Annotated in this window: 21 protein-coding genes and 5 tRNA genes (1 of these 26 cut by a window edge); 23 read left to right on the top strand and 3 right to left on the bottom strand. The window is 44.7% G+C overall.

Translation table 11 applies throughout. From position 1 onward, the window contains the following. The 18 genes from IGJ42_RS16660 to IGJ42_RS16575 form a co-directional block, all read left to right on the top strand. Positions 1–66: transfer RNA gene (locus tag IGJ42_RS16660), tRNA-Thr, on the top strand; it begins 7 nt to the left of the window's first position. 10 nt (positions 67–76) lie between these two features. Next, positions 77–148 (top strand) — tRNA-Gly (locus IGJ42_RS16655). An 18-nt stretch (positions 149–166) separates the two neighbouring features. Then, positions 167–252, top strand: a tRNA-Leu gene (locus IGJ42_RS16650). Positions 253–263: 11 nt separating this feature from the next. Next, positions 264–337, top strand: a tRNA-Arg gene (locus IGJ42_RS16645). 30 nt (positions 338–367) lie between these two features. Next, a tRNA-Pro gene (locus IGJ42_RS16640) sits at positions 368–441 on the top strand. Positions 442–543: 102 nt separating this feature from the next. Further along, positions 544–1428, top strand: a complete 885-nt coding sequence (gene rsgA / locus IGJ42_RS16635; RefSeq protein ID WP_005232946.1) for a ribosome small subunit-dependent GTPase A — start codon at positions 544–546, stop codon at positions 1426–1428. Positions 1429–1437: 9 nt separating this feature from the next. Beyond that, positions 1438–2091, top strand: a complete 654-nt coding sequence (gene rpe / locus IGJ42_RS16630) for a ribulose-phosphate 3-epimerase (protein WP_005232947.1) — start codon at positions 1438–1440, stop codon at positions 2089–2091. After that, the gene (locus IGJ42_RS16625) at positions 2092–2724 is read left to right on the top strand and encodes a thiamine diphosphokinase (protein ID WP_430615832.1); all 633 of its coding nucleotides are present in this window, start codon (positions 2092–2094) and stop codon (positions 2722–2724) included. 142 nt (positions 2725–2866) lie between these two features. After that, a complete protein-coding gene (gene mreC / locus IGJ42_RS16620) occupies positions 2867–3724 on the top strand; it encodes a rod shape-determining protein MreC (protein ID WP_005232949.1) in 858 nt (285 codons plus the stop codon). Between the two features lie 2 nt (positions 3725–3726). Next, positions 3727–4236, top strand: a complete 510-nt coding sequence (gene mreD, locus IGJ42_RS16615; RefSeq protein ID WP_005232950.1) for a rod shape-determining protein MreD — start codon at positions 3727–3729, stop codon at positions 4234–4236. A gap of 185 nt (positions 4237–4421) precedes the next feature. Beyond that, complete coding sequence (locus IGJ42_RS16610) at positions 4422–5753, top strand: NlpC/P60 family protein (RefSeq protein WP_430615830.1); 1332 nt, start codon at positions 4422–4424, stop codon at positions 5751–5753. A gap of 69 nt (positions 5754–5822) precedes the next feature. Next, positions 5823–7571 carry a PTS sugar transporter gene (locus IGJ42_RS16605; RefSeq protein WP_061053510.1) on the top strand — a complete coding sequence of 583 codons (1749 nt, stop codon included), beginning with the start codon at positions 5823–5825 and terminating at the stop codon, positions 7569–7571. Next, positions 7552–9582: a BglG family transcription antiterminator gene (locus IGJ42_RS16600; protein WP_061053509.1), complete on the top strand. Its 2031-nt coding sequence runs from the start codon at positions 7552–7554 to the stop codon at positions 9580–9582. Before IGJ42_RS16605 ends, IGJ42_RS16600 begins: the two co-directional genes overlap by 20 nt. 12 nt (positions 9583–9594) lie before the next feature. Next, positions 9595–10029 carry a PTS sugar transporter subunit IIA gene (locus tag IGJ42_RS16595; RefSeq protein ID WP_016612038.1) on the top strand — a complete coding sequence of 145 codons (435 nt, stop codon included), beginning with the start codon at positions 9595–9597 and terminating at the stop codon, positions 10027–10029. Positions 10030–10344: 315 nt separating this feature from the next. After that, complete coding sequence (locus IGJ42_RS16590; protein ID WP_061053508.1) at positions 10345–12117, top strand: PTS mannitol transporter subunit IICBA; 1773 nt, start codon at positions 10345–10347, stop codon at positions 12115–12117. A 15-nt stretch (positions 12118–12132) separates the two neighbouring features. Further along, on the top strand, positions 12133–12570 hold the full coding sequence (locus IGJ42_RS16585; protein ID WP_005230254.1) for a PTS sugar transporter subunit IIA: 438 nt from the start codon (positions 12133–12135) through the stop codon (positions 12568–12570). Positions 12571–12592: 22 nt separating this feature from the next. Continuing rightward, positions 12593–13741: a mannitol-1-phosphate 5-dehydrogenase gene (locus IGJ42_RS16580; RefSeq protein ID WP_008381686.1), complete on the top strand. Its 1149-nt coding sequence runs from the start codon at positions 12593–12595 to the stop codon at positions 13739–13741. A 175-nt stretch (positions 13742–13916) separates the two neighbouring features. Then, positions 13917–14216, top strand: coding sequence for a hypothetical protein (locus IGJ42_RS16575; protein WP_005232957.1), 300 nt, complete (start codon positions 13917–13919; stop codon positions 14214–14216). Positions 14217–14351: 135 nt separating this feature from the next. On the opposite strand, the gene IGJ42_RS16570 is transcribed toward IGJ42_RS16575, so the two are convergent. Next, positions 14352–14864 carry a type 1 glutamine amidotransferase domain-containing protein gene (locus tag IGJ42_RS16570; RefSeq protein WP_008381689.1) on the bottom strand — a complete coding sequence of 171 codons (513 nt, stop codon included), beginning with the start codon at positions 14862–14864 and terminating at the stop codon, positions 14352–14354. 124 nt (positions 14865–14988) lie between these two features. Here IGJ42_RS16570 and IGJ42_RS16565 point away from each other — a divergent pair, with 124 nt between their 5' ends. The 3 genes from IGJ42_RS16565 to IGJ42_RS16555 all read left to right on the top strand — a co-directional run bounded on the left by IGJ42_RS16565 (position 14989) and on the right by IGJ42_RS16555 (position 16920). Then, positions 14989–15540 (top strand): hypothetical protein, encoded by a 552-nt coding sequence (locus IGJ42_RS16565; protein WP_061053507.1) that lies wholly within the window; start codon positions 14989–14991, stop codon positions 15538–15540. Between the two features lie 181 nt (positions 15541–15721). Further along, entirely contained in the window at positions 15722–16156 is a 435-nt protein-coding gene (locus IGJ42_RS16560) for a hypothetical protein (protein WP_061053506.1), read from the top strand. Between the two features lie 8 nt (positions 16157–16164). Then, positions 16165–16920 (top strand): DUF6681 family protein, encoded by a 756-nt coding sequence (locus IGJ42_RS16555; RefSeq protein ID WP_061053505.1) that lies wholly within the window; start codon positions 16165–16167, stop codon positions 16918–16920. Between the two features lie 56 nt (positions 16921–16976). Here the strand turns inward: IGJ42_RS16555 and IGJ42_RS16550 are convergent, their stop codons facing one another. Beyond that, positions 16977–17384 carry an Hsp20/alpha crystallin family protein gene (locus IGJ42_RS16550; RefSeq protein ID WP_034871953.1) on the bottom strand — a complete coding sequence of 136 codons (408 nt, stop codon included), beginning with the start codon at positions 17382–17384 and terminating at the stop codon, positions 16977–16979. Positions 17385–17558: 174 nt separating this feature from the next. On the opposite strand from IGJ42_RS16550, the gene ispE reads away from it, so the two are divergent. Beyond that, a complete protein-coding gene (gene ispE, locus IGJ42_RS16545; RefSeq protein WP_034878197.1) occupies positions 17559–18410 on the top strand; it encodes a 4-(cytidine 5'-diphospho)-2-C-methyl-D-erythritol kinase in 852 nt (283 codons plus the stop codon). A gap of 179 nt (positions 18411–18589) precedes the next feature. On the opposite strand, the gene IGJ42_RS16540 is transcribed toward ispE, so the two are convergent. Next, positions 18590–18769 (bottom strand): hypothetical protein, encoded by a 180-nt coding sequence (locus IGJ42_RS16540; RefSeq protein ID WP_005232965.1) that lies wholly within the window; start codon positions 18767–18769, stop codon positions 18590–18592. 306 nt (positions 18770–19075) lie between these two features. On the opposite strand from IGJ42_RS16540, the gene IGJ42_RS16535 reads away from it, so the two are divergent. Next, entirely contained in the window at positions 19076–20023 is a 948-nt protein-coding gene (locus IGJ42_RS16535; RefSeq protein ID WP_034878800.1) for a metal ABC transporter substrate-binding protein, read from the top strand. Positions 20024–20032: the final 9 nt, after the last annotated feature.

Raw genomic sequence — 20032 nt, 5'->3', positions numbered from 1 at the left:
TAGCTCAGTTGGTAGAGCATCTGATTTGTAATCAGAGGGTCGAGGGTTCAAGTCCTTTAGCCGGCATCAGGAATACGCGGAAATAGCTCAGTGGTAGAGCACCACCTTGCCAAGGTGGGGGTCGCGGGTTCGAACCCCGTTTTCCGCTTTGCCTTAGCAATTTTCAGCCGGGGTGGCGGAACTGGCAGACGCACAGGACTTAAAATCCTGCGGTGAGTGATCACCGTACCGGTTCGATTCCGGTCCTCGGCATTTCATAATATGCGCCCATAGCTCAATTGGATAGAGTGTTTGACTACGGATCAAAAGGTTAGGGGTTCGACTCCTCTTGGGCGCGTAGTCTTTTTATTTGTTTCATTTTTATTATCGGGAAGTAGCTCAGCTTGGTAGAGCACTTGGTTTGGGACCAAGGGGTCGCAGGTTCGAATCCTGTCTTCCCGATTTTTTGATGCCTGAAGCATTCGCTTCAGGCTTTTTTGTGTTTTCAGCCAGTGAGAAGTCCTGAAAATATGATACAATAGTAAAAAACGAGGAGGAAATTGTTTGAAGGGACAAATCATCAAAGCGCTAAGCGGATTTTATTATGTGGCATCAGAAGATGAAATCTTTCAAACCCGCGCTCGAGGAAATTTTCGAAATCGAAAAATCACTCCTTTGGTTGGGGATGAAGTGATTTTTGAAAGCAGCAATCAAACAGACGGCTATCTTTTAGAGATCTTGCCGCGGAAAAATGAGCTGGTTCGACCGCCAGTCGCAAATGTGGATCAAGGAGTGGTCGTGACAAGTCTAGTTGAGCCGAATTTCTCCTATAATCTATTGGATCGCTTTTTAGTGACCTTAGAGTATGAGGGGATCGAACCGATCATCTTTTTGACAAAAGCGGATCTTGTGAAAGATCTTGCCGCAATGAAAGCAATTGAGGAGACCTATCAAGCAATTGGCTACCACGTGATCACGTCAAAAGCAGAAGGCGAAGATCTATTGGAACTTCAACGGTACTTCCCTGAGCGGATCACCGTTTTTATGGGGCAATCTGGTGCTGGAAAGTCTACGCTATTGAATCGAATCGTCCCGGAATTAGCATTGGAAACAGGAGTGATCTCAGAATCTCTCGGACGGGGGAAACATACGACCCGTCATGTGGAGCTCTTGCCGATTTGTGATGGATTGGTTGCCGATACACCAGGATTTAGTTCGATCGATTTTCTGGAAATCGAAGCAGTAGAGTTACCAAAGCTCTTCCCTGATTTTTTAGCAGTAGCTTCCAACTGCCGCTTTAGGGAGTGTATGCACCTCAATGAACCTGATTGTGCAGTTAAACAGGGAGTTGCAGCAAATGAGATTGCTGAAACTCGTTACAAAAACTACGTGCAATTTTTAGAAGAGATTGAAAACCGACGTCCGGTTTATAAAAAGAAGAAAAAGTGAGGGAAAAGCATGATGAAACTAGCACCATCTATTTTAAGTGCCGATTTTGCAAATCTTCAAAGAGACATTGAGCTGGTAGAGCGCCATGGCGCAGATTACATTCACGTAGACGTGATGGACGGTCATTTCGTTCCTAATATTACCTTAGGCCCAAACATCGTTAAAGCGATTCGCCCAGTTACCAAGCTGCCGTTGGATGTTCATCTAATGATCACCGAGCCAGAAAAGTATATCCATGCCTTCGCGGAAGCTGGAGCAGATATCATTGGTATCCACGCGGAAGCAACGCCTCATATCCATCGTGCGATCCAAATGATTGTGGCAGAAAATGTCAAAGCAGAAATCGTCATCAACCCAGGTACACCAGTTTCAGCCATTGAACATGTTTTATCTATGTGTGATCAAGTGTTAGTTATGACGGTCAATCCAGGGTTTGGTGGGCAATCCTTTATTGAAGAATCACTGGAAAAAATTGCGGCGTTGGCTGCTTTAAAAGAAGAAAAAGGCTACCATTATGATATCGAAGTAGATGGCGGGATCGTTCCTGAGACAGCCAAACGCTGCCTGGAAGCAGGCGCAAATGTCTTTGTAGCAGGAAGCTATATTTACGATGCCGATGAACCTGCGGCGCAAATCAGAGCATTGAAAGAAGCTTTGCAATAAATGAAGATTTTGTTAGCGGCAGGTGGAAGTCCTGAAAATTGGCCACAGTTGATGGCGTATGATAAATACATTGGAATTGATCGTGGGGCCCTGTTTTTGCTTCAGCACCAACGGCCAGTCGATCTGGCAATCGGTGATTTCGACTCCCTGACCGCAGCAGAACTGCAAGCGGTCAAACAACAAGTTAAGACAGTGATCCAAGCCCCTGCTGAAAAAGATGATACAGATACTCAATTGGCATTGGTTGAGACGTTGCGTCTTTATTCAGAAGCGCAAATCGACGTGATTGGTGCAACGGGGGGACGCCTTGACCATCTTTTAGCCAATCTGTGGTTAGTTTTAGAAGATCGGTTTCGTCCATTTGCCCCAAATCTGCGTTTTTTAGATCGTCAAAATGTCGTTCAGTTCTTTTTACCAGGCACCTATCAATTGGAAAAAGAACCCGGGATGCAGTATTTGGCGTATTGCTGTTTGACGCCGGTAACAGATTTGACGTTAACAGGTAGCAAGTATTTATTAGAAAACGTCCAAGTACCGTACCCAACTTCTTATGCTAGCAATGAATTTCTGACACATACAGCAGGTTTTTCCTTTAGCAGCGGGATGATAGCAGTCATTCAAAGTTGTGATTAAGAGACGGAACGTCTCTTTTTTTTGTTGAAAATTTCAGAAACTTAATTACAAAAAAAACATTAAGACGGACAACTTAGCTTTTGTTTGCAGGGTATTAATGGTAAAATTGGAACTACAGTTTGGAATTATTTGAGGTGTCTTTGTGAAAAAGTTTAATCCTAATAAAAATATTATCATCACATTGATTATTGTGATTTTAGTTGTCACCGTATTAAGCGTGACGATCGCCCGCCGAGCAGCGGGAAACTCCACCAATGCCGTGCAATCTACGGTCAATGACTCCGTTGGCTTTATCGATAAAATGATTACCGCTCCTTTTCGTTGGATCGAAAATGGTGCCAATTCAGTCAAAAATTTGTTTGTGACCTATGAAGAAAATGAACGTTTAAAAGAGAAATTGGACAGTTTTGAGGAACTGGAACAAGCGAAGGACAATGCGCAAAGAGAAATCGATGCCTTGAAAGAAGAGCTAGAGCTGAATGCAACCTTGACGAATTATGAACGGATCTCCGCCAATGTCATCAATCGGTCACCTGATACTTGGCAAGATATGCTGATCGTGGACCGCGGCTCAAGAGATGGTGTTGAGGTCAACATGGCAGTTATGTCGCAAAAAGGCTTGATTGGTCGTGTCATTGAGGTCAATGCAGCTTCTTCTAAAATTGAACTTTTGACTTCTGAAAACCAGAATTCCAACCACTATCCGGTTCGGATCAGCGGCGAAGATGGGTCAAACTTTGGGATCCTAAGTAGTTACGATCAAAAAGAACGTTCCTTAGTCATTACCCAATTGACGGGGGACAATGAGCTGAAGGAAGGCGATGTCGTGCAGACCTCTGGATTAGGAGGAAACTCGCCCGCCGACTTAGCGATCGGAACAGTGATCCGTACCACCAAAGATGAGTTTGGTCTTGATACCCAAGTATTTGTAAAACCGTATGCCCAAATGTATGATATTCAAGCAGTAACGATTATCAAACGCTTGGCAGGTGAGGAATAGCCATGAAAAAGCATGACTACATCAAATACCTGGCAGCGGGCGTCTTCTTTTTGATGATGTTGGCAGATGGACAACTGACGCGTTTTTTGGAAAAATGGACCCAAGACAATTATATCGCCAGTGCGCATCTTTTATTGATCGCTCTTTTATGTGGCGCGAAGTATTTGCCGAAAAACTTTTTGATTACCACGGCGCTGGTGATCGGCTGTCTCTATGACGTGTATTATGTCGGTGTGATCGGCATCTACACGGTGGCGTTTCCCTTGATCGTATGGATCATGTATATTTTGAAAAATACGCTTTATCAAAATGTATTTACCATGTTTTTCGGAATGATCATCTTTGTTACAAGCTTAGAAGTTGTGACATTGGGGGTTCAATTGCTGTTTAAGATCGCATCAGTTAGCACGTCATTCTTTGTTTCCCGCTTTCTAGCACCAACGCTTTTATTGAACATCCTTTTGTTTATCCTTTTAGTCATTCCATTCATGAAGCTATTCAAAGACGAATAGCTTCATTTTTTTTGCGTTTGACTGTATAAAAATAACAGCGATTGAAATGTTTTTGTAATATTCCTTTTATCTCTCTGACATACGGCTGTGTTACAATCACACTATCGTGAAGGACTTTAGGTATTCTTAAGCATTTATACATAAAAAAACCATATTAGGGGAAGCAACAGCCGGAGGAATGAAGAGTGAAAAAGCGAATTTTATCTTTATTGTTAGTAAGTTCAATTGTTCTTACTTCTGCAGCAGCACCGACACTTGTCTTTGCATCAGATTTTGACAATAAAATTGAAGAAAAAAATCAAGAGATCTCTGACTTGCAAAACCAGCAAGCGAGCATCCAGTCACAAGTAGCAGCACTTGAAAGCGACGTGACTGCAATCAATGAAAAAGCCCAAACTTTGTTGCAACAACAAGGGGATTTGCGTGCGGATTCTGAAAAGTTGAAGCAAGAAATTGCCGATTTGAAAGTCAGAATCGAAAAGCGTGAAGAAGCGATCCAAAAACAAGCTCGTGATGTTCAAGTCAATGGACAAAGCACGAACTTTATTGATGCAGTATTAGAAGCTGACTCTTTAACAGATGCTATTGGCCGTGTGCAAGCAATGACGACGATCGTCAATGCTAACAAAGATCTTGTAGATCAACAAAAGGCAGACCAAGAAGCAGTTGAAGCGAAAAAAGCGGAAAACGACGATAAATTGGCAGAGATCGCAGCGAACCAATTTGAATTAGAAACACAATTAGGGGATCTACAAGCCAAACAAGCTGATTTGAATGTTTTGCAAGCGGAATTGGCTGTTCAACAAGCATCTAAAGAAGATGAAAAAGCTGATTTAGAAAAACAAAAAGAAGAATACGAAGCAGAACAAGCTCGCATCGCTGCAGAAGAAGCGGCGGCAGCAGCAGCTCGTGAACAAGCAGCACAAGAAGCAGCGGCTCAAGAAGCGACAGCAAGCGAATCTTCAACGTCGAATTCAACGACATCAAGCGCCACAACAAATTCTAGTACGACGACTGATACTACGCAAGGCAGTTCATCACAAGGCAGCGGTTCAGCAAATACGACCCCATCGACACCTGCCAATAATAACAATAGCAATAACAACCAAGGATCAAATAATAGCAGCAACGGTTCAAGCAGTACTCCTGCACCCGCACAAACGGTCAATGGTTCAGCAATCGTAGCAGAAGCAATGAAATACATTGGTACCCCTTATGTTTGGGGTGGTACGACACCAGACGGCTTTGACTGTTCTGGCTTTACACAATATGTATTTGCTAAAGTTGGGATCTCATTACCACGGGTAACTTACGCACAAGAATTTTCCGGTACGGTAATTTCGATCAACGAAGCAAAAGCCGGTGACTTGTTATTCTGGGGTAGCCGCGGAAGCACACACCACGTGGCGATCGCTATGGGTAACGGACAATACGTTCATGCACCAACACCTGGTCAAAATGTTTCTGTCAGCAGTTACTCTTATTACTCACCAGATTTCGCGGTGCGCGTAAACTAAATCAATTGAAGCTATTTCAAAAGCTGGCGTTTTACGTCAGCTTTTTTTGATTTCTGTTTTAAAAAACGTATGCTTTTTTTGTTTTCAGTCTTGCCAGAACATCTTATAATAGAGAAGAGAAAGGAAGCGGATAAAATGAACAAGACCTCGTCTTCCAGAGAAAAAATGATAACGGTTAAGTTTTATACGAATTATCTTTCTCGCATGATGATGCCGAATTTAAGTATTTTTATTGCGTGGATGCTGATTTCATTCCTGTTGCCTTTTTTCTCAGTCGATCAACAAGTGATCCAGCAAATGGAACAAGGGGTCTTGACTGTGTTGCTGCCCCTCATGATTGCTTATACAGGTGGGCAAATGTTGGCGCCTGAACGCGGTGGGGTCGTAGGAGCAGTGGCGGTCTTAGGGGCTATTCTCGCAACCGATATTCCCCAGGTCTTTGGGGCGATGCTGCTGGGACCGCTAGCGGGCTGGCTATTGTACTGCAGTGATTCGATCGTGAGCAAAGTCAAAAGTGGCTATGAGATGCTGGTGCGCAATTTTATTGCAGGTGCGTTTGGCGGACTCCTTTTTTTAGGCAGTTACTTTCTATTGGCGCCGCTTTTTAATTGGTTCAGTCTCGGCAGCTATCAGCTCGTTGATTATTTCGTTCGGCAAAACGTCGTGCCCTTTATTCATATCATTGTAGAACCATTGAAGGTTTTGTTTTTTAATAATATTGTCAACCATGGACTATTTACGCCGCTAGGAATCGAAGCCGCGGCAGTTAACGGTCAGTCGGTTTTATTTTTGATCGAGGCCAACCCCGGTCCGGGATTAGGGGTCTTAGCGGCGTATCTTTTCTTTGGTTCAAAGCGAAACCGAACGAATGCCGCAGCATCCATTTTTGTGCAGGCTATTGGTGGGATTCATGAAGTCTATTTCCCGTTTGTTCTGCTCGATCCTTGGGTGTTGCTCGGTCCGATCGTTGGTGGTTTCAGCGGTACACTGATCTTCCAATTTTTAGGAGTAGGCTTGAGAGCACCGGCGTCCCCGGGCTCGATTTTGGCGATTTTACTCAATACACCGGCTTCTATGATCCTTGGTGTCTTAACTGGGATTGTCGTCAGTACGGTCGTATCGTTTGCGATCGCTAGTGTGCTATTAAAACGGAAGACCAATACAGAAAATGAGGAGCGTAAGATGCCGAAAATGAAGAAAGTCACGGAGATCGTCGTGGCCTGTGACGCAGGGATGGGGTCCAGTGCGATTGGTGCCAGCATACTAAAAAAACAGTTGCAAGAAGCCCAGCTAACGTTTCCTGTCCGCTATCAGTCGATTTATCGTGTGACGGATGATCCCAAGCTGTTAGTGATCACCCAACGGGAATTAGCAGCTATTGCCCAAAAGCAGACACCACACGCACAGCATTATGTGCTAGATAATTTTTTGGCGGCAGATGAGTATGCTCCGCTGATCCAAGAATTACAAAGAAGAGAACAGGATCCGCAACAATCGTTACAAATCGAAGCAGCAAATTCGCTAGGGTTTTCAACGATCATCTTTTTGTATACTGGAAAAAAACGCGGTTCACAAACGATGGCAGTGGAGATACTAAGAAAAATGGCCCGCCAACAAGCGCTGTCTTTGACCATCAAAAAAATGGCATATGAAGGACAAGCTCTTGATCCTACGGCAGTCTATATCCTCCCGAAAGAACTTGCAAAAAAGTGCCCGATCCCAGATGTTTCTTTACTGGTGGTGGATGATTTATTGACGACAGATGCGTATCGTCAGTTACTGACAGAAGGAGTCGACTATGTTTTTGACCAATCGTGAAACACTTTTATTAACGGAATTGATGAATAGTACCGGTCCGGTTTCTTTAGATCGCATGATGCAAGTCTTAAAAGTCAGTAAACGAACGGTGTACCGTGAACTGGCTAATCTAGAAAAATCCTTAGAAACAGTAGATGCTACCTTAGAGAAGGTCGGTCGTGGTCATTTCCAAATTTTTGCATCAGAAACGAGCATTCGCCAATTACAAGAAGCCATTATGGCAGATACCGATCAAGAATTCGCGGCTAGTGAGCGGCAACACCGTATTTTGTTGCAACTGACTACCGCCACGAAGCCTGTATCCAGTCATTTTTTCTTGGAGCGTTACCAAATCAGCAATACGACGTTTTTTTCAGACATCAAACAGCTTGAAGAGAGTCTCGCACGGCTGCCGTTAAGGATCGTGCGCAATCAAGGGTATGAGATCGAAGGCTCCGAAAAGTATCGGCGGTTGCTCACAGCCAATACACTAGTGATGGAGATCAATGAATACCAATTTTTCCATTTACTGGAAACCGATGATGAAGCCCCGTTTATTTTTCAATTTCTGTCCCGCGACCATCTATTGCTAGCCCAGCGGTTGATTCGGGAAACCATCGAACCCCAATTCAAGGAACTTAGTGACCGCAAATTAGCCTTTATCGTCTTGATGCTGGCGCTAGCCATGGATCGGGTAGCTTTGGGCTATACGGTGGAAGAAGAGACGTACCCGAGTCAGATCAACAAAGACTTGCTGAAGGTGGCGAAAAAGATTTTTGCTCAGATCGCCGAAAAGACCAAACTGCTTTATTCCATCAACGAAATCGTCTTTTTTGCCGTGTTACTAGGTGATTTTGCCAATTCCTTTGACCGTGATTTTTTTGATGACAATTTTGATACCGACTTGGCTTATCGTGTAAAACGCTTGATCGAATTGGTCAGTGAGCAAACGGAAGTGGCGTTTTATGAAGACACGAACTTGTATAAAATGCTGCTGACCCATATCTCAGGAGTAATGACGCGGGCTATTTTAGAAGAAGATCATTTGAACAACCCTATCCTAGAAAAAATCATGAACCAGTATGTCGAGATTGCCAGCGGGATTCGCAATCATCTGCCGCAAGTCTTTCCGCAGCAGCAGTTCTCGGAAGAAGAAATTGCCTATATGGTCCTGCATTTTGCCAATTCGTTGGAAAAAAATCCGAAAGTGTTAGAAGTCAATATTGCAGGGATCTCTCCTAGCGGATTAGCCTCCATCAGTTTGTTAGAGATGCAGCTGCGGAAACATTTTCCCTTTATCAATCAAATCACCTTCTTTCGAGTGGGGGATGTCAAACGGGAAAATATCGAGGAGACCTATGACTTGGTGATCTCGACTTCATTGCTGCCAGGGTATCAAGGAGAGTACAAACTCGTTTCACCGATCCTGCTAGAAGAAGACATTCAAGAGTTGAAGAAGGCCTTCCAAGCCATTAGTCAGAAAAAACGTTCCGCCAAAAAAGCGCCCTCTGCTTTGGTCAAAGAGGAATCCTATGAAGCGGTCTTGGCTTTTATCGAAGCTATTAACCAGCTATTGGCGCTGTTTCAAGTGCAGGCGATTGATAACCCAGCGGACTTGGAAGAAACGTTGCAGCTGGTGCTGACGTCTTTTGATGCACATGTTGTTTTAGATCGTGAGAAAGTTGTTGATCGTCTCTTAAGGCGCTACTTCCAAGCGCCAGTGGGCATTCCTGACACCCACTTTGCCTTGTTTCACGCGGCGAGTTCGGCGATCCTGCAACCTGTTTTTCGTATTTTCGATTTGAAACAGCCGCTGCCACTTCTAGCGATGGATAAAAAAGAAATCGCTGTTACCCGTTTATTAGTCATGCTGGCGCCCTATCCTATCAATGAAACAAGCTCTCAGATGTTAGGGAAGATCAGTGGTTCGATCATTATGAATGATCTAAATACGGAGATTTTTAATTCCGGCAATGATTCGATTATTTATCAGTTACTCTCTTCGCTCTTGATTGAAGAAGTAAAACAATAGGAGGGATCAGCGATGTATATTCCACAGGAGCGGATTTTGTTGGATCAACACTTTACCGATGCCACAGAGGCTCTGACAAAAATTGGCGAGTACTTAGTCAACCAGGAGATCGTCTCTTTACCTTATGTCAAAAGCCTTTTGCGGCGCCATCAAAAAACAGGTGTTTACATCGGTAACTTTGTTGCATTGCCCCATGGGGAAGAAGAAGCCCAGCAATGGATCAAGGAAGAAGGGCTCTTTTTGATCCAAGTGCCGGATGGCGTCGACTTTGGCACGAAGGAGCAACCCAAAATCGCTACGATCCTTTTCGTAGTCGTCTTAAAAGAGCAGCAATTAGCTGTTTTGCAAGAAATCGCCTTTTTTTGTTCCGATATGCAAAATGTTCGGGCGCTTAGTGATGCCGAATCGGTTGAAGAGATCCAACAGATTTTGCTTGCAGAAGAATAAGCGGTCAGCAGCAGACTGGCTTGTAACAAGAGAAGCGAACGAAATGAGTGAATGAGCTGCCTCCGTGTGCTCGCTCTTTCTACCTTGTGTAGAAGGAGCGGGTACACGTTTTTTTTTGTGTTTTGGCAAAAACCAGATAGAAATGCTCCACGTGAAACATAACAAAAATAAGCGAGTGCAGGGGCTACTCGCCTTTTTTTGTTCTATCCGTTTGGCTACAAGTTTTGGCACAGTTTTTTGTGCCAAAGTACGACTTTCGACCGTTTTGGGAAGCGCCTACAATAAGGGTGTAAGCAGACGAGAGGAGAGAAAAAAATGGAACAGACACAAAAAGCAGCCAAATCATCAGTAAAAGCAAAAGTTCAAAAATTAGGCAGTACGTTGTCGAGTATGGTGATGCCAAATATCGGCGCATTGATTGCATGGGGTGTATTAACGGCATTATTTATTCCAGATGGGTATCTACCAAATGAAGCCTTTGCAACGATGGTCGGTCCAATGCTAACGTATTTGATCCCAATCTTGATCGGGTATACCGGCGGGAAAGTGATTGCTGGCGACCGCGGGGCCGTGGTTGGGGCGATCGCGACGATGGGGGTCATCGTCGGAACAGATATCCCAATGCTATTGGGTGCGATGATCATGGGTCCTTTAGGCGGTTGGGTCATCAAGAAATTTGACGAGATCTTCCAAGACAAAGTTCGCGCTGGCTTTGAAATGTTGGTCAACAACTTTTCATCAGGTTTGATTGGCTTTGCCTTAGCATTACTGGGCTTTGTAGCAATCGGGCCAGTTGTTAACACCTTGACACAAGCAATGGCAGCAGGGGTAGAAGTGATCGTCAATGCCCACTTGATTCCATTAGCCAATATTTTTATTGAACCAGCAAAAATCTTATTCTTAAACAATGCCATCAACCATGGAATTTTGACACCACTAGGTACTGAGCAAGTCAGCGAATTTGGGAAATCAATTCTTTACTTATTAGAAGCCAATCCTGGACCTGGTTTAGGAGTCTTGCTAGCCTTCACTTTCTTCGGAAAAGGAGCAGCGAAATCTTCGGCACCTGGAGCGATCATCATTCACTTTATCGGTGGGATCCATGAGATCTACTTCCCATACGTCATGATGAAACCATTGATGTTCTTAGCAGTGATTGCCGGCGGTGTATCAGGAAGCTTTACCTTCCAATTGTTAGGTGCAGGCTTACGGGCACCTGCTTCCCCAGGTTCGATCATTGCGATCTTAGCAATGACGCCATTCAACTCGGTGATGAGTGTTGTTTCTGTCTTAGCCGGAATTGCCGTAGGAGCAGGCGTATCCTTTATCGTCGCTGCCGCAATCTTGAAAGCGGATGCGAAGGACACGGTGGATAATTTTGAAGAAAAAGTACAACAAACGCAAGCAGCAAAACTCAGCGCCAAAGGTTTGGCGGCTCAACCAATGACTGGCATCAATCGCATCATCTTCGCATGTGATGCAGGCATGGGCTCCAGTGCTATGGGGGCATCGATCTTACGTAAAAAAGTCAAAGAAGCGGGTCTTCCACAAAATGTTTCGAATTCCGCCATCAACAATTTGACGGACGATGCCAATACATTGATCGTCACTCAAGAAGAATTGCAAGAGCGTGCCAAACAAAAAGCGCCAAATGCGACCTTCGTCGCGGTTGAGAATTTCCTGAACTCTCCACGGTACGATGAAATCGTAGCCACATTGTCAGGGACTAAGACAGCGGGGGAGTCAGCAAAAACGTCTGAAGCAGGCAACCAGGCAGATGTTCCTTCCGCCAATGACCTTAAGCAAGTCAGTGAAATCATTTTGGCCCACGATGACCGCAAAGGTTCGGCAACGATGGCTCAGAAAGTCTTCCAAGATCTTTTAGCCAAAGAAGCTCTGACGATGCCAATCAGAAAAAGCCATATCAATGATCTCCGTGCCAACGCCTCTTCATTGGTGATCACGAAAGAAGCCTTAACGCCGCAAGCGCAAACCTCAGCGCCAGAAGCGATCCATCTATCCGTTAATAATCTGATGGGAACGACGAACTATCAACGGATCGTGGCATCGATCAAAGCAGCGAATTAAGAAAGGATGAGCCGAATGCAAGTATTAGAAAAAGACATGATTGAATTGAACAAACAATTTGCGACCAAAGAAGAAGCCATTCGTTACTGCGGCGAAAAACTGCTGGCGGCAGGCTGTGTGGAAAAAGAATACGTCGAAGCCATGCTTGAGCGTGACGAGATGCTCTCAGTCTATATGGGGAACTTTATTGCGATTCCTCACGGTACGGATGAAGCCAAAAAATACGTCAAAAAATCAGGTATCTGTATCGTGCAAGTGCCTGATGGCGTGAATTTCGGTACAGCGGACGAAGAAAAAATCGTCACCGTCCTTTTTGGTATCGCGGGCAAAGGGGAAGATCATCTGCAATTGGTCCAACAAATCGCCCTCTTTTGCAGTGATATCGATAACGTCGTCGAATTGGCGGATGCTTTGGATAAAGAAGAAATCGCCCAAAGTTTGACCGTAGCATAAGGATTTAAGGAGGAGACAAGACATGAAGGCAGTTCACTTTGGTGCAGGTAATATTGGTCGCGGCTTTATCGGCGAGATATTGGCTGCCAACAACTTTGAAATCACATTTATTGATGTCAATGAAACGATCATTGACGCCTTGAAAGCAAGACAAGGGTATACCATCGAATTAGCCGATGAGACCCAAGAACAGATCCACATCGAGCATGTGACAGGATTGAACAATGCCAAAGAACCAGAAGCGGTGATCCAAGCGATCGCCGAGGCAGACATCCTTACGACCGCCATTGGTCCCAACATTTTGCCGCATATCGCTGAGCTGATCGCCAAAGGCTTAGAAGCACGTCAGCAACACCCAGACAAGCCAGCCATTGATGTGATCGCCTGTGAGAATATGATCGGCGGATCGACCTTTTTAAAAAGCGAAGTGCAAAAATACATTGCGGATTGGTCAGCGTTGGAAGCGACGGTTGGTTTTCCAGATGCAGCGGTGGATCGCATCGTACCGCTGCAGCACCATGAAGATCCCTTATTCGTTCAAGTAGAACCCTTCTGCGAATGGGTGATCCAAGAGTCAGGGATGAAATCCTCGATCCATCTGCAAGGGGTCCATTATGTGGCGGATCTGGAACCGTATATTGAACGGAAATTATTCAGTGTCAATACGGGTCATGCCACGGTAGCGTACACAGGCGCCCTCCAAGGCTATCAGACGATCGATGAAGCGATGCAGGATCATTTAGTGGTGATCCAATTAAAATCCGTTCTCGAAGAAACTGGCCGCCTTTTAATTGAGAAATGGGCCTTTGATCCTGAAGAACATGAACGGTATATCGAAAAAATCATCCAACGCTTTAAAAACAAGCACATTTCCGATGCCATCACTCGGGTGGCACGGACACCTGTTCGCAAATTAGGGACCGAAGAACGCTTTATCCGACCAGTCCTTGAGTTAGAAAAACGCAACATGCAGCCAGATCATCTCTATGAAACGATCGGCATGATCTTCAATTACAAAGACCCTGAAGATGAGCAAAGCCAACAGTTACAAGCACTTTTGGATGAAAAATCACTACCGGAAGTCATTGCAGAAATCACTGGCTTGCGTGATGAAGACATGATTGAAACGATCCGACAAAACATTGAAAAATATGCGTATGTTGCCGCATAAAAACGAGTAAAACACAGAACAAGCAGATAAATTGCCGCATCCGTAAAAGTTAGCCCAACAAGCGAGCTTTTGCGGATAGGTCAATTTCTTTCAACGCTTGTTCTGTGTTTTTTTGCTCACCGATTGACCTTTGCTGCCAACTTGACGATAATAAGAAAAGAAATGAGGGAGAGCAATGGAACGATGGTTTGAAGAAGCCCAGCTTCAAGTAATTGAGTTGCCGATCGAATGGCAGGAAAACCGCCCCGTCTATCGGGCTTTTATCCGTGAATTGCCGACGATCCAAGGGGAAGGAACATCGCGGCAAGCTGTTTACCGGCAGTTGGCAGAAGCCTACGCGGCTTACCTTGCCCAACTTCGAGAGGTCAATGAGGCGCAGGAAGAAATGACGTCTTCCTTATTATCGACGGAAGAATTATTGCGCTACTATGATGGCGAGACCTTCGATGGTTTTGAGTTGCCCTCTGACGAGTAACAGGAAAAAAGCCATTCACTGAAAACTGAAAAGCTACGCAAAAAAAAACCGCTCAGCTGCAGCTCGATCGATACGAAGGATCGAACGCTGCAACTGGCGGCTTTTTTTCTCTAAGAAACCAAGTCTTATTCGTGGTTAGTTCAATGCCTCGGTAATGGCTTGATTGAAGGCATCTAAGTCATCTGGGTTTCGGCTGGTGATCAACCGATAGGTTTCGTCGATCACGACGGGCTCATCTTTGACGGTGGCACCTGCGTAGGCTAAATCTGGTCGCACAGAATCATAAGCCGTCAAGGTCAAATCTTTCGTCAGTCCTGTTTGGATAAACAGTTGTGGGCCGTGGCAAATGGCAAAGACGGGACGATCAGATGTCAAAAAGTCTTTCGTCAATGACACATAGCGCTCATCGGTCCGTAATTGGTCAGGGGAGAAACCGCCTGGGATCAACAAAGCATCAAAACTGGCGGGATCGATCGTATCGATGGCCGCATCAACGGGAAACGTTCCACCTTGTTTGCCTTTTACGGTCTCGGCGCCTTCATTACTAATAACGACTACTTCATGTCCGGCCGCTTCCAGTGCTTCTTTTGGTGACGTCAATTCAACATCTTCAACTAGATCAGTGACAATAACAGCAACTTTACTCATTCGATCTCCTCCTTATTACTTGATGAACAATTTGTTCACCTGCTATTATTTATGCTAACGAAGATTTTCGCTGTTGACAAATCATCTGTTTGTCTGCAGCTTGAAAAAGAAAGAAGGCAACGCCATGGCAACGATCCAACTATTTATCTCTGATACCCCCCTTTGCTTTGAAAAAGCGGAATTCACTTTTATGGAAGAAACATTTGTCATCGAGAAACAGCAACTATTTGAAAAAGTCGATGCGGTGATGCATCAAGAGGTATCCTCGTCCTTGGTTTCATTGGTAGAAAAAGCCCTTTTGACGCTAGAAGCGATCGGGGAAGAAGAGGATTATTTCGACCTGCTTTATTTGACCTATGAGAATACCCGGCGTTCCCTCAGCGGACAGCAATTACTCGCACAGCCTTTTCCAGCTGTAGAGGCAGCCTTGCAGCCGGTCTTTGATGAGTTGGCAGAACCGATCGTAGAAAAGTTTTATGAAGAGCTGACCAATCAATTAGAAGAAATCACCGATGATGAGCTGTTTAGTTCCTACTATCTGGATGATGAGCAAGCGGTGATTCAAATCGATGCCCCGATCCAACATGAAGAAGTAATCGCATTGCCCGCCCTTTTACGGGATTACCATGGCACGTTGCACCTGACCTTTGAAAAGTTTTATGAATACCTTGTGTAGCGGCGGCAACTGTCGTCGTTATTTTTTGTGAAAACAGTTACATGTTTAGTTTTTTTTAAATCCTGCGACAGAAGCCTCGGGAATCTTGACCCTTTTGTCAGAAACGATTATAAAGGTAAGAAGAGGCTGAAGGAACCGAGACTGCCGATGGGCAGAATCGGGTAAGAAAAGGATGAGAATCATGCGAAAAGTCCCGCCTATTTTAAAACCAATTGCACTTTTAACGATATCAACGATCATTGCCACTGCCACCGGCGTGGTGAATTCAGGCAGTTACCGCCAACCAAGTCGTGCGACGGAAACGACAGAAACGACCGAACAAGCACCAAGTGAAAGCACACCGTCTTCGATAACGGAAGACAGTCAAAATCAAACACCTGCTAGCACGGACTCACAACCGACGAACGATGACCAGCAGAACACACCGTCATCCAGCAGTGAAGTAGTAACACCAGAAACGACCCCGTCTTCTTCGGTGCCGACAGAAACGACACCATCAAGCGATGAGAGTGTTTCACCGGCGACACCGGAAAACAATCAAGAAACGCCTTCTTCAAGTGAAGAAACCACGCCAGATCCACAAGGGATCATGGATGAGAATCAAGGAAATGAGTAGGTGAGAAAATGACGCTTATTTTAGATTTAATCAACGGCATCCACAAATTTTTGGGCTATCTTGACATCAGTCCCAAATACTTGAATCGCGCCTATACCATCCTCAGTATCATTCCAACGGCGTATATTTTGCGGATCATCTATGGAATGTTTGCGAACCAAAACTATTTTCAAGCGATCCTTTATACGATCGGCTTTTTGGTCTTAGTCTATTTCTGGGTACTGAATATCTTCTATTATTTCTTGAATAAAAACATGAAGTTCGATGTTACTCAGACCTTTGTCAAAGTCTTACCGGACGAAGTCTTCAATATTGAAGGGGAAACTATCAGCACCACCGACATTGATCGTTTGACGACTGAAAAAGCGGTGATCGATTTTGAAGAAGACTATCAGCTGGTATTGGCGAATCATTTGCAGACCTTGATCGCTCAAGAAGAATTGGCGATCAAACCTTCATCCAGCGGCTTTACGATCCCGAAAAATACCTTGTACCCTTACTATTTTGTCAAACAGCAAGGGAAAAACGAGTACGTATTGCAGATCGGGACCAGCTACACGGAGATGACGAAAGTCGGCACGATTCAATGGACCGGCAAGCAACCTTTAGAGCCAGTGGGCTTATTTATCACTGGCGGTGATTTTGTCAAAAATGATGTCAAATACCATGAACCCTACAGTTTGAAATTGTACGTCAAAAAAGAGGTCTCCGAAGAAGAACCACAGACCTCAAGACAGGCATATCGACGACAAGCACGCAAATAAGAAAAGGCAGTTCCCCCAGAGCGTTCTCTGAAGGGACTGCCTTTTTGGTATCTCGGTTATTCGATCGGAATGTTTTTTGCAGGTGCGTCTTTGTAGCTAGCTTTCGGTAAAGTCAGGGTCAAAACGCCGTCTTCAAACACTGCTTTGATGGACTCGTCATCAATGTCTGTGATGGTGAAGGTCCGTTGATAGGCACTGCTGGAGCGTTCTTTGCGCAAATAATGTCCGAAATCATCCTCGGTTTCAGTGGTTTCTGTTTGAGCAGCTGAAATCGTCAGCGTGTTGTTGACGTAACTGACGCGGATGTTTTCTTTCTTGATGCCGGGTAAATCTGCTTGAACGAGATACTTGTCTTCGTACTCTTTAATGTCCGTGTTCATTTGCCGTTCTTGCCAAAAACTGTTCATTAATTTGCCTAATAGTTCTTCGCCGCCTGCTAAATCTCTTGGAATCAAATTTGCCATGTGGTTCCCCCGCTTTCTTTTATCTATTGAGTTGGTACCTCTATTTTACGAGGAACCAAGCCAAAGGGCAACCAAAATGGCAACAATCATAAAAACAAGAGAAATCACTCAACTATCTTATAAGAATCTGCTATGATAGAACTAAATAACTATCAGATGATTGGATGAATGAAGATGGAGATTATTGAAAAAGCGCCAGCTAAGATCAACCTCGGTCTCGATGTGTTAGAGAAAAGAACAGACGGCTACCATGAGTTGGAAATGGTGATGTCTAGTGTTGATCTAGCCGACCGTCTGATAATGGAAGAGATAGCAGAAGATAAGATCATTGTAGAAACCAACAAAGCTTTTTTACCAATCGATAAACGCAATAATGTCTATCAGGCCGCCAGTATTTTAAAAAAACGCTATGGTATCAAAAAAGGCATTCGTATTCGCATCACCAAGAATATCCCGGTGGCAGCTGGGTTAGGTGGTGGCAGTACGGATTGTGCGGCAGCGCTGCGGGGGATGGTTCGCCTTTGGGACTTGGATCTCTCCATGGCAGAGCTGATCGATATTGGTATGGAAGTTGGCACTGATGTTCCCTATTGTCTGTATGGGACCACTGCTCATATTGCAGGAAAAGGGGAGCTGGTGACGCCGCTGCGGCCGATGCCGCAATGTTGGGTCATCTTAGTCAAACCTCGTCTGAGTGTTTCAACGGGGAAAATCTTTCAAGAAGTCGAGCTAGACCAACTGCACCATCCAGATATCGCAGCATTGTCTGCCGCCGTCTTAGCCGAAGACTACTCGGCTATGATCGCTGCCATGGGCAATAGCCTAGAAGCCATCACGATCCCGAAGTATCCGATCGTCCAACAGATCAAAGATCGCATGATGAAATATGGTGCCGATGTTGCCTTGATGACCGGCAGCGGACCGACTGTTTTTGCTCTTTGTCAAAAATATTCACGGGCACAGCGGGTCTACAATGCCTTAAAAGGGTTCTGCGACGAGGTTTATCTTGTACGTACATTGAAATGAATGAGTCAAGGACACAGGCTGGATTCGCCTGTGTTTTTTTGCATTCCTTCTATAAAATCCAGTTCAATAGTAAAGAATAAGGCAGCTGAGGTAGGGAGGAAGCATCTAGAAGCTGCCCTACACAAAAGTCCCCGACTAAAAAAAGACGTCGGGGTCTGATTCTTTACCTAAAGCAAAGGCTATTCTTTTTGGTGCTGCTTCTTTGCGGATTTTTTCTTTTTGTCTTCTTCGTACAATGGTTTGTCGATCGTTTTGCGGATTTCTTCGGTTTGCTGCGATGCAGGATCTTCCGGTAAATCGATTCGATTCAGCAGTTCGCTGTTGTTTACAGTTGGCGGCACAGTTACAAATTCGTTCATCTTCGTTTCCTCCAAGTGCTTTTAGATGATTATCCTACTTACTCTCTAATTTTTCAAGTTATCACAAAGGAATCGCATGGCCAACGGTGTAAAATAAGACGATGTTCCCGAGAGAAGAATCCGCTTCAAATGAACGTTTTCTCCTATGTTTTCCGATTTATCTCGAAATAAAAGTTTTAAATCGTAAAACGTACGATTTGTCTTGACGAACCGGAAATCATTTGATAGAGTAACTTTTGCTAACAAAACGGAGTTGTTCCGTTTTAAAATAAAAAGATGAGCCAGCAAATGGAAGGGGAAATCCCGATGAAAAAAATCTTACTTACTACAGCACTCCTTTTAGGGGGCGTGCTTCTTGGCGCTTGTGGGCAGCAAGAAGCGACAAGTCAATCGAGTGACGCAGAAAAGCTGTCGATCGTCACGACCTTTTACCCAATGTACGAATTTACGAAAGAAGTCGCAGGTGAGGCAGCGGATGTCTCCTTGCTGATCCCTGCAGGAACAGAACCTCATGACTATGAGCCAAGTGCCAAAGATATGACCAAAATTATGGATGCAGATGCCTTTGTCTACAATAGTCCTGAGCTAGAAACTTGGGTTGCTAGTTTGACGGATTCCGTCGATCCTGAGCAAACAGCAGTGATTGAAGCGGCCAAAAACATTCAGTTGGTGGAAGGCACAGAGGAAGAGCATGGTCACGAGGACGAAGACAGCCATGAAGGCCATGATCATACGTATGACCCTCATGTTTGGACCGACCCAGTCTTAGCGATCCAAGAAGTAGAAACGATCCGCGATGACTTGATTGCGAAGTTTCCTGAGCAAAAGGCAACCTTCACGGAAAATGCGGCTGCCTATATCGAAAAGCTTTCTGCTTTAGATGAAGCCTACCAAGCGGCATTAAAGGATGCGACCCAACGAACCTTCGTTACGCAGCACGCAGCCTTTGGCTATTTGGCACGGCAGTATGATTTAGTCGAAGAATCGATTTCGGGCATTTCACCCGATCAAGAACCAACGCCAAGTCGGTTGGCTGAGCTGAAAGAATATGTGGAAGAAAAACAAGTCAAAGTTATCTATTTTGAAGAAAATGCCTCATCGAAGGTGGCTGAGACCTTAGCCTCTGAAACGGGCGTGGAGTTAGCGGTCTTGAATCCATTAGAAAGCTTGACGCAAGAGCAGATGGATAACGGCGAAACATACCTGTCTGTAATGGAAGACAACTTGGCAGCATTACAAAAAAGTATTCACTAAGGAGGCGCC

The organism is Enterococcus sp. DIV1067f (assembly GCF_050543505.1).
In the GTDB taxonomy this organism is placed as follows: domain Bacteria; phylum Bacillota; class Bacilli; order Lactobacillales; family Enterococcaceae; genus Enterococcus_D; species Enterococcus_D entomosocium.
Note: the sequence above shows the minus strand (reverse complement) of the source record. Positions and strands in the feature narration are given on the sequence as shown.

What these genes read in the sequence shown, in the direction of transcription:
- IGJ42_RS16625 (WP_430615832.1), top strand. Translation starts at nt 2,092, where the DNA reads ATGAAGATTTTGTTAGCGGCAGGTGGAAGTCCTGAAAATTGGCCACAG.
- IGJ42_RS16570 (WP_008381689.1), bottom strand. Translation starts at nt 14,864, where the DNA reads ATGAGTAAAGTTGCTGTTATTGTCACTGATCTAGTTGAAGATGTTGAA.
- IGJ42_RS16600 (WP_061053509.1), top strand. Translation starts at nt 7,552, where the DNA reads ATGTTTTTGACCAATCGTGAAACACTTTTATTAACGGAATTGATGAAT.
- IGJ42_RS16535 (WP_034878800.1), top strand. Translation starts at nt 19,076, where the DNA reads ATGAAAAAAATCTTACTTACTACAGCACTCCTTTTAGGGGGCGTGCTT.
- rpe (WP_005232947.1), top strand. Translation starts at nt 1,438, where the DNA reads ATGATGAAACTAGCACCATCTATTTTAAGTGCCGATTTTGCAAATCTT.
- mreD (WP_005232950.1), top strand. Translation starts at nt 3,727, where the DNA reads ATGAAAAAGCATGACTACATCAAATACCTGGCAGCGGGCGTCTTCTTT.
- IGJ42_RS16595 (WP_016612038.1), top strand. Translation starts at nt 9,595, where the DNA reads ATGTATATTCCACAGGAGCGGATTTTGTTGGATCAACACTTTACCGAT.
- IGJ42_RS16605 (WP_061053510.1), top strand. Translation starts at nt 5,823, where the DNA reads ATGCTTTTTTTGTTTTCAGTCTTGCCAGAACATCTTATAATAGAGAAG.
- IGJ42_RS16590 (WP_061053508.1), top strand. Translation starts at nt 10,345, where the DNA reads ATGGAACAGACACAAAAAGCAGCCAAATCATCAGTAAAAGCAAAAGTT.
- IGJ42_RS16555 (WP_061053505.1), top strand. Translation starts at nt 16,165, where the DNA reads ATGACGCTTATTTTAGATTTAATCAACGGCATCCACAAATTTTTGGGC.
- IGJ42_RS16550 (WP_034871953.1), bottom strand. Translation starts at nt 17,384, where the DNA reads ATGGCAAATTTGATTCCAAGAGATTTAGCAGGCGGCGAAGAACTATTA.
- ispE (WP_034878197.1), top strand. Translation starts at nt 17,559, where the DNA reads ATGGAGATTATTGAAAAAGCGCCAGCTAAGATCAACCTCGGTCTCGAT.
- IGJ42_RS16585 (WP_005230254.1), top strand. Translation starts at nt 12,133, where the DNA reads ATGCAAGTATTAGAAAAAGACATGATTGAATTGAACAAACAATTTGCG.
- IGJ42_RS16565 (WP_061053507.1), top strand. Translation starts at nt 14,989, where the DNA reads ATGGCAACGATCCAACTATTTATCTCTGATACCCCCCTTTGCTTTGAA.
- IGJ42_RS16560 (WP_061053506.1), top strand. Translation starts at nt 15,722, where the DNA reads ATGCGAAAAGTCCCGCCTATTTTAAAACCAATTGCACTTTTAACGATA.
- IGJ42_RS16580 (WP_008381686.1), top strand. Translation starts at nt 12,593, where the DNA reads ATGAAGGCAGTTCACTTTGGTGCAGGTAATATTGGTCGCGGCTTTATC.
- IGJ42_RS16540 (WP_005232965.1), bottom strand. Translation starts at nt 18,769, where the DNA reads ATGAACGAATTTGTAACTGTGCCGCCAACTGTAAACAACAGCGAACTG.
- IGJ42_RS16575 (WP_005232957.1), top strand. Translation starts at nt 13,917, where the DNA reads ATGGAACGATGGTTTGAAGAAGCCCAGCTTCAAGTAATTGAGTTGCCG.